This is a genomic window from Leisingera sp. F5 (assembly GCF_001593695.1).
On sequence record NZ_LUKH01000587.1, the window covers coordinates 1 to 2,062 of the forward strand.

The 2,062-nt window shown below is 66.0% G+C and carries 2 protein-coding genes and 1 pseudogene; 1 reads left to right on the plus strand and 2 read right to left on the minus strand.

Features of this window, described 5'->3' with window-relative positions:
- A pseudogene (locus A2I95_RS33560) lies at positions 1–244 on the minus strand (folate-binding protein); the annotation flags it as partial.
- Positions 245–332: 88 nt separating this feature from the next.
- Here A2I95_RS33560 and A2I95_RS33565 point away from each other — a divergent pair.
- Positions 333–1,013, plus strand: coding sequence for a TIGR04283 family arsenosugar biosynthesis glycosyltransferase (locus tag A2I95_RS33565; protein WP_291736794.1), 681 nt, complete (start codon positions 333–335; stop codon positions 1,011–1,013).
- An 80-nt stretch (positions 1,014–1,093) separates the two neighbouring features.
- Here A2I95_RS33565 and A2I95_RS33570 read toward each other — a convergent pair.
- Positions 1,094–2,062: ABC transporter ATP-binding protein (locus A2I95_RS33570; protein WP_291736795.1), on the minus strand; the 969-nt coding region annotated here is incomplete at its 5' end.

Here is a 2,062-nt window from a genome sequence, read left to right on the forward strand (position 1 = left end):
GCCGGTACATGTTCAGTCGCTTCATGAGGCCCTCCGCCAGCGACGCCTCCACGTCCAAGAGCACCGCATCGCCGTCCGGCGCCAGAAAGAAATCCGCCATATACTTGCCCTGCGGCGTCAGCAGCGCGGCATAGACCAGCCCGCCGTCCGGGCTGTCCAGCCGGTCCACGTTATTGGTCACCAGCCCCTGCAGAAAGCTGCGGGCGTCGGAACCACTCAGGCGCAGGATGCGGCGGTCGCTCATTTCATGTCTCCGGTGTGTGTCAGAGGGCGTTTCATAGTTCCGCCCAGTGATATAGGAAGCAGGGTGGAAGAAAACAGGAAAACCATCCATGCCCGCGCCGGTCAGCATCGTGATCCCCACTCTGAACGCAAGCGAAGAGCTGCCCGCCACGCTGGAATACCTGATGGAGGGGGTGGCAGCGGGCCTGATCCGCGAACTGGTGATCACCGACGGCGGCTCCGCCGACGCCACCCGCGCCATCGCTGAGGGTGCAGGCGCAGAATGGATCAGCGGTGCGCCGTCGCGCGGCGGCCAGCTGCGCCGGGGCTGTGCGGCGGCCAAGGGCGACTGGCTGCTGATACTGCACGCCGACACCCGTCTGGAACCGGGCTGGGCCGAAGCCGTGGCGCAGCATTTGCAGACGGGGCAGGGCAGCCCCGCCTGTTTCCACCTGCGCTTCCGGGCGCGCGGGTTGATGCCGGCCTGGGTCGCGGGCTGGGCCAACCTGCGCACACGGCTGTTCGGGCTGCCCTATGGCGATCAGGGCCTGCTGATCCAGCGCGCGGCGTATGAGGCCGCAGGCGGTTATCCCGACCAGCCGCTGATGGAGGACGTGGCGTTGGTGCGCCGCTTACAGTGTGTGACGATTCTGCCAAGCGCGGCGCTGACCAGCGCCGCGCGCTACCAGCGCGCGGGCTGGCTGCGGCGCGGAGCACGCAACCTGTGGACGCTGATGCGGTATTTTCTTGGGTGGGATACAAGAAAGCTGGCTGCTTCTTACCGGAAATAGAGGAGAGAGCAGGGTTCGTCCGCGGGCGGAAGCGAAGCGCCCGCCCATGGGGGGCAGACGGGCGAAATATTGAAAGATACTCAGCCAAACACCTTGCGGGAAAACCGGCGGAACCAGCGTTCCTTGCCACTCTTTGCACCGCCCGGCACTTGCTCGGCCTGGGCGGCGATGCCTGCGGTATCCACCACCGTCTTGCCGTCCTGAAACTGCAGCCGGTATAGGTCGGCATAAACACCGCCGCGCGCCAGCAGATCGTCATGCGTGCCCTGGTCCAGTACCCGGCCGCGGTCCATTACCACAATCTTGTCGGCGTTGCGGATGGTCGACAACCGGTGCGCAATCACCAGCGTGGTGCGCCCGCCGGCCAGCTTGTCCAGCGCCTGCTGCACCACCTTTTCAGACTGCGCATCCAGGGCCGAGGTCGCTTCGTCCAGCAGCAGCACCGGCGTGTTGCGCAGCAAAGCCCGCGCAATCACAACCCGCTGGCGCTGACCTCCCGACAGGGCTGATCCGCGCGGCCCCACCCGCGTCTCCAGCCCATGCTCCAGCTTGGGCAGGAAATCCGCCACATGCGAGGCCTCCAGCGCGGCTTGCAGCTCTGCGTCGGGTACATCGGTGCGCCCGAGCACGATATTCTCAAGCAGGGTCTCGTCGAACAGCATCGCATCCTGCGTCACCACCGAAAACAGGCTGCGCAGATCGGCGGTGTTCAAATTGGTGACTTCAACCCCGCCCACGGTCACGGATCCCGCCTGCGGATCCACCATCCGGGTCAGTAGGTTGAAGATCGTCGATTTGCCAGCCCCCGAGGCCCCCACCAGCGCGGTGGTCTTGCCGGCTTCGGCCTCAAGTGTCAGCCCGTGCAGGATCTGCGCGTCGCCGTAATTCAGCTCAACTCCGCTCAGGTTGATGGCGGGCAGACCTTGCGGCGCGGCCTGCGGGTGTTCTGGCTCGCTCAGCAGGATCGGCGCATCCAGCAGCTCCTTGATCCGCTCCAGCGCTGCCGCCGCGCCCTGCCAAACACCGGAGATATTGGCCAGCCGCCGCAT